Here is a 6,287-nt window from a genome sequence, read left to right as displayed (position 1 = left end):
GCAATCGGGCTCAGCGCGGCGACGATGCGGCCCGCGTGGCGGGGCGAGGAGGAGCTGCGCAATCGGGCTCAGCGCGGAACCTCGAAACCGACCAGCGCGGCGGCGCCCGGCTCCAGGTCCTCCCACCCGCAGGGTACGGCGAGCACGGCGATCGCCGACGTCGGGAACTTCGCTGCGATCCGCTCGGCGACGGTGCCGTCGGCACCGGCCAGCACGAGTGCCAGGCCGGACATCGTCGGCTCGTGGCCGACCACGAGCAGGGTCTTGACCTCGTCGCCCACCGTGTTGATCTCCTCGATGACGGTGCCGGGGGCGGCGCCGTAGAGGCGTTCGGCGTAACGCGTCGGGGCATTTATTCCGGTGCGTGCCAGGGTTTGCCGCGTGCGGGTCGACGTCGAGCACAGCACGGCGTCGACGGTGGTCACGTTGGCGCGCAGCCAATCACCGGCCAGTCCCGCCTCCCGGATGCCGCGCGGTGCCAGCGGCCGGTCGTGGTCGGCGACTCCGTCGGGGTAGTCGGATTTCGCGTGCCGCAGCAGCAGCAGGGTGCGAAGTACATTCACGCGACACACGCTACGCAACCCGGGACTGTCGACCGTGGGCACAGGGGGCGATCGGAGCGGCAGTTGGCGCTGCACCTCGCGGACAGGCTGCGGTCTGCGGACCTTGGCGCGAGCGGCGGCCGACCCGGTCTTCCCGCCGTATCGGCGCGCAATTATCCCAGCTTTTGCCGGCGTGGGCTTGGTGGTGGCCGGGATTCATAGGTTTCTCAAAGGCCGTTACCTCGGTTTCTCGTATCGGTAGTCCGGCCGGTTATGTCTTTCCTATGTGTTCGACCTCTGCGGTTGAACGTGGTGCGAACTTCAAAAATACTTGGGCACAGGTCCATTGGCTTGAGATAGTCGGACTTTTCTGAGGTAAGACACTCCGAAAGCATCGGTGCACTTCGTTTTTGCCGGTCGAGACTGGGAGTCCGCTTCGGAGAATGACGTCAGTGCCCTCGAGCTGGCCGCGGGGGCAACGACGCCTCCCGACTTAATGCGCTAGAAGATGCGTACAGCTTCGAACGGCGAAGTGGGCGAATAGCGTTCGGCATGCTGCTGGGTTGGTGGCAGGGCGGCGTTCGACGTCATCCCAGTGCTTCTGCCGGGCGGTTCCGGGTGGGCCGAACCTCGGATAGCGCGTGGGAGGCGTGGTGGATGATTGGTGAAAGCTGTTTCCGCAGAAGATATCCGGCACCAGGGCCTGCCGCCGGAGACGCGGTGATCAGGGCGCGGATCGATTTCGGTGTTAGACGGCGAACCTAACCGTGATACCATACCGGGGTATGGCTATATACCCAATGGGGGTATATGCACGGATGCGGCGGAGGGCGGCGGAAGGGGGCAGGCTGTGAAAGGCGATAATGCCGGCCAACGAGGATGGCTGCGAAGGAGTTGCGTCGGGGCGGCGACCGCGGCGATTCTGGTGGGCTTTGGGTGCGTTGCGCCGGGCTCCTCACCACGGGCTGTATCCGCTGTCGGACCCCCGGTGGGGGTGGCGGATCAGTACGGCAGCCCGAAAACGGCGGGTGCCGAACGTGGAGCCAGGCCAACGCGCTTTGACGCGGCGGGAGACAGCGATACCCCGGGCGTCACGGTCCGCGCCCGGCGGGGTGGGGATGGATCATTCGTATCAGCGCCTGCTGTCGGGGCCGGCGGGCCGGCTTTCGCGACTACGGTCCTGCGTGACGACCCGCGGGGCGCCGGTCTTTATGCGCAATCCGATCGTCTGTGCACCCGCATCGTTCCGCGCGTTTTCATCGTTCCGCGGAAGGGCGGATTCGGCGTCGTGCCGTCGCGGTCACGGATAACAGTCAGGTGTCCGCTCGATAGCGGGGGTGCTCCTGCGGGCACCGGACAGTTGCCCTGACGACACCGGGTCTGTTCGGAGGCCGTGGGGAGCGCTGAACGAGTCCTTCGGGCCGTGCGCCGGCTTGACGTGGAAGTCCACGCGGGAGCCCGATGGCAGCTGGTCGTATTCCAGTGAGGCTGTGATCACACGGTCATTCCGTGGGATCCCGGCTTCTCCGCGACCTGCCGGGCGGGATTCCCGTTCTTGTCGGTGGCCCGATTTAAGCTCGCGGTGCCCTGACAGCCACGATCCGAGAGGGGGTCGCCGGTATGCGATTCCTGCACACCGCCGACTGGCAGCTGGGCATGACCCGGCACTTTCTCGCCGGTGACGCCCAGCCGCGGTATTCGGCCGCGCGCCGCGACGCGGTGGCCGGCCTGGGCGCATTGGCGGCCGAGGTCGGCGCCGAGTTCGTCGTGGTGGCCGGTGACGTCTTCGAACACAACCAGCTCGCCCCCCAGGTGGTGAGCCAGTCGCTGGAAGCCATGCGCGCCATCGGAATCCCCGTCTACCTGCTGCCGGGCAACCACGATCCGCTGGACGCCTCGTCGGTCTACACCAGCGTGCTGTTCACCTCGGAATGCCCGGGCAACGTCAGGGTGCTCGACCGGGCAGGGGTGCACCAGGTCCGGCCCGGGCTGGAGATCGTGGCCGCGCCCTGGCGCTCGAAGGTCCCGACGACCGACCTGGTCGCCGACGTCCTGGACGGTCTGTCCCCGGGCACGACCACCCGGATCCTGCTAGCCCACGGTGGTGTCGACGAACTCGACCCCGATCCCGGCAAACCCTCGCTGATCCGGCTCGCCGGGCTCGAGGACGCGCTGGACCGGGGCGTCGTGCACTACGCGGCGCTGGGGGACAAGCATTCGCTGACCCGGGTTGGCGCCGGCGGCCGGGTCTGGTACTCCGGTTCCCCGGAGGTCACCAACTTCGACGACGTCGAATCCGACCCGGGGCATGTCCTGGTCGTCGACATCGACGACACATCGGGCGCCGTCTCGGTGACACCCCGAAACGTCGGTCGCTGGCGGTTCGTCACGCTGCGTCGCCAGGTCGACAACAGCCGCGACATCGCCGATCTCGACCTCAACCTCGACCTGATGCCGGCGAAGGACCGGACGGTGGTACGGCTGGCGCTGGCCGGTTCGCTGACCGTCACCGACCGCGCCGCGCTGGACGCGTGCCTGGACAAATACGCGCGGTTGTTCGCCTGGCTCGGGCTGTGGGACCGGCACACCGACCTGGCCGTGATCCCCGCCGATGGCGAGTTCACCGATCTGGGCATCGGCGGGTTCGCCGCCGCGGCCGTCGAGGAACTCGTGGCGACCGCGCGCGAGGGCGACACCGACACCGCCGTCGACGCCCAGGCGGCGCTGGCGCTGTTGCTGAGGCTGGTCGACCGGGGGGCGGCATGAAGCTGCACCGGCTGGTCCTGACGAACTACCGCGGCATCGCGCACCGGGACATCGCGTTTCCCGACCACGGTGTGGTCGTGGTGTGTGGCGCCAACGAGATTGGCAAGTCGTCGATGATCGAGGCGCTGGACCTGCTGCTGGAATGCCGGGACCGTTCGACGAAAAAGGAAGTCAAGCAGGTCAAGCCCACCAACAGCGACGTCGGCTCGGAGGTCAGCGCCGAGATCAGCTGCGGGCCTTATCGTTTCGTCTACCGCAAGCGGTTTCACAAGAAGTGCGAGACGGAGCTGGCGGTGCTGACGCCGCGCCGCGAGCAGCTGACCGGCGACGAAGCCCACGAGCGCGTCACGGCGATGCTGGCCGAGACGGTGGACGCCGATCTGTGGCGTGCCCAGCGGGTGCTGCAGAGCGCGTCGACCGCCGCGGTGAATCTGTCGGGCTGCGATGCGCTGTCGCGGGCGCTGGACGTCGCTGCCGCGCATTCGGGCGCCGACGCGGCGCTGTCGGGGACCGAGCCGCTCCTGGTCGAAAGGATCGACACCGAGTACGGCCGCTACTTCACCCCGACCGGGCGCCCCACCGGGGAGTGGGCCACCGCGATCTCCCGGCGGGACAAGGCCGAGGCCGCGGTCGCCGAATGCGCGGCGGCCGTCGCCGAGGTCGACGAGCGGGTGCGCCGCCACGCCGACCTGACCGAGCAGGTGGCCGAGTTGTCCCAGGAGCGGATGGCCGCCGGGCGGCGCCTGGCGGCCGCCCGGGACGCCGCCGACAGGGTAGCCGAACTCACCGGCCAGGCGCGCGAAGCCGGGCTGGTCGCGGCCGCGGCGGGCGCGACGCGCGACGCCGCGGCCGCCGCCCACGAGGGCCGCGTGCGGCTGCTCAGCGAAATCGCTTCTCGCACAGCAACTGTTAGCGCCGCCGAGGCGGCGGCGCGGGAGGCCGCCGAGGCGCAGGCGGTGGCGCGGGAGGCCGCCGGGGCGGCCGACGCCGCGGCCGAAGCCGCGACGCAATCCCTGCTGGACCTGCAACGCCGCGTCGACGCCGCCCGGCGCACGGTGGCGGGCCTCGCCGAGCGCGAGGAGGCCGACCGCCTGCGGGCCCGGCTGGCCAAGATCGAGGCCCTTCAGGCCGACCGCGACCGGACCTGCGCGCAACTGTCTGCGGTCGCGGTCACCGAGCAGGTGCTCGGACGGATCGAGGATGCCGCGGCCGCGGTCGATCGCATCGGTGCGCAGCTGACGCTGATCTCGGCGGCGGTCGAGTTCACTGCGGCCGCCGACGTCGAACTGTCCACCGGCGACCAACGGGTGTCGTTGTCGGCCGGTGAAACCTGGTCGATCACCGCCACCGGTCCCACCATTGTCGAGGTGCCCGGCGTGCTGAGCGCGCGGGTCACTCCCGGTGCGGCCGCGCTCGATTTGCGGGCCGAACATGCTGCGGCGCAACACGAGCTGTCCGCCGCGCTGGCCACCGGCGCGGTGGCGGACCTGGCCGGGGCGCGCTCGGAAGGCCGGCGTCGCCGCGAACTCGAGAGCGGCCGCGACCGGTTGAACGCCACGTTGGCCGGGCTGTGCGGCGACGACGATGTCGACCACCTGCGCGAGCGCCTGACACAGCTCTGTGCCGCCAGGCAAGACGGGGCCGTCCTCCTGGCCATCGATGCCGATGCCGCCCGTGCCGAACTCGACTCCGCCGAACGGGCCCGCGCGGCCGCGAACACCGCCTGCGAGACCGCCCGCGAGGCGGCGGCCGCCGCCCGCGCCCGGCTCAACGAATCGGTCATGCAGGCAACGGTTTTGCTGAACAAATCCGAAGCCCAGCGCGCGGAACTGGCCGCGGCCGCCGAGCGGCTGGCCCGGGAGCGAGCATCGTCCGGTGATGAGGACCTCGCCGCGGCGGCGCAGGCCACGCTGGTGGCGGCCCGGGCCGCCGAGCAGCGCGTGGCCGAGCTGGCCGAACAGCTGGCCGCGGCGGCCCCGGACGCGGTGGCCGCCGAACTGCAGGCAGCGACCGTCGAGGCCACATCCCTGCAGCAGCGCTACGAGGACGCCGCCCGCGCGCTGCGCGAGGTCGGCATCGAACTCTCGGTCATCGGCAACGAGGGCCGCAAGGGCAAACTCGACGCCGCCGAGACCGAACTCGAGCACGCCACGGACGAGTACGCCCGCATCGGCGGCCGGGCCCGCGCCGCGCAGTTGTTGCGCTCGGTGATGACGCGCCACCGCGAGAACACCCGGCTGCGCTACGTCGAGCCCTACCGGAGCGAACTGCAGCGGCTCGGTCGCCCCGTGTTCGGGCCGACCTTCGAGGTCGACATCGATCCTGACCTGCGCATCCGCAGCCGAACCCTCGACGGCGTCACGGTGCCCTACGAATCCCTGTCAGGCGGGGCCAAAGAGCAACTCGGCATTTTGGCACGGCTCGCTGGCGCCGCGCTGGTCGCCAAGGAGGACACCGTCCCGGTGGTGGTCGACGACGCCCTCGGGTTCACCGATCCCGACCGGCTGGCCACGATGGGGCAGGTGTTCGACACGGTGGGCGTGCACGGGCAGGTGATCGTGCTGACCTGCAGCCCCGGCCGCTACGACGGCGTCAAGGGGGCGCACCGCATCGACCTCAACGTCTAGCGGGGACCAAGCCCGGGCGGACCGGCGCACCGCGACCGCGGGCGCGCTCGGCAGAATGGGGGACCATGGTGGGCCGACACCGATGACCATGAACGCTAAGCGGCGCCGCACGCACGACAAGCTGGCCCGACTGCCCGGGGTGCGGCCGGTGCGCCGGCCGGTCTCGCCGGGCAGCGCCGAAGAGTTCGACCTCTACTACGTGCGCGCCGGCCGCAAGTCCACCCACCCGCTGGTGATCATCCCCGGAGGGCCGGGTGTGGCCTCGGTGCTGATGTACCAGGGCTTCCGGCGGCGCGCCGCCGCGGCCGGCCTCGACGTCATCATGATCGAGCACCGCGGGGTGGGCATGTCG

At 70.4% G+C, this 6,287-nt stretch carries 3 protein-coding genes and 1 pseudogene; 3 read left to right on the top strand and 1 reads right to left on the bottom strand.

All coding sequences use genetic code 11. From position 1 onward, the window contains the following. Window positions 1-68: 68 nt before the first annotated feature. A complete protein-coding gene (locus AC2VOR_RS18935; RefSeq protein WP_486964298.1) occupies window positions 69-563 on the bottom strand; it encodes a SixA phosphatase family protein in 495 nt (164 codons plus the stop codon). A gap of 1,599 nt (window positions 564-2,162) precedes the next feature. Between AC2VOR_RS18935 and AC2VOR_RS18930 the strand changes: the two genes are divergently transcribed. The 3 genes and pseudogenes from AC2VOR_RS18930 to AC2VOR_RS18920 all read left to right on the top strand — a co-directional run. Beyond that, the gene (locus AC2VOR_RS18930; RefSeq protein ID WP_369737598.1) at window positions 2,163-3,308 is read left to right on the top strand and encodes a metallophosphoesterase family protein; all 1,146 of its coding nucleotides are present in this window, start codon (window positions 2,163-2,165) and stop codon (window positions 3,306-3,308) included. Then, window positions 3,305-5,935, top strand: coding sequence for an AAA family ATPase (locus tag AC2VOR_RS18925; RefSeq protein ID WP_369737599.1), 2,631 nt, complete (start codon window positions 3,305-3,307; stop codon window positions 5,933-5,935). Before AC2VOR_RS18930 ends, AC2VOR_RS18925 begins: the two co-directional genes overlap by 4 nt. 82 nt (window positions 5,936-6,017) lie before the next feature. Then, window positions 6,018-6,287: pseudogene (locus tag AC2VOR_RS18920) on the top strand (alpha/beta hydrolase); the annotation flags it as partial.

The organism is Mycobacterium sp. TH-M103, from assembly GCF_057473785.1.
The sequence above is the reverse complement of the archived record's forward strand: the minus strand, read 5'-3'. Positions and strand labels throughout refer to the sequence as shown.

What these genes read in the sequence shown, in the direction of transcription:
- AC2VOR_RS18930 (WP_369737598.1), top strand. Translation starts at nt 2,163, where the DNA reads ATGCGATTCCTGCACACCGCCGACTGGCAGCTGGGCATGACCCGGCAC.
- AC2VOR_RS18925 (WP_369737599.1), top strand. Translation starts at nt 3,305, where the DNA reads ATGAAGCTGCACCGGCTGGTCCTGACGAACTACCGCGGCATCGCGCAC.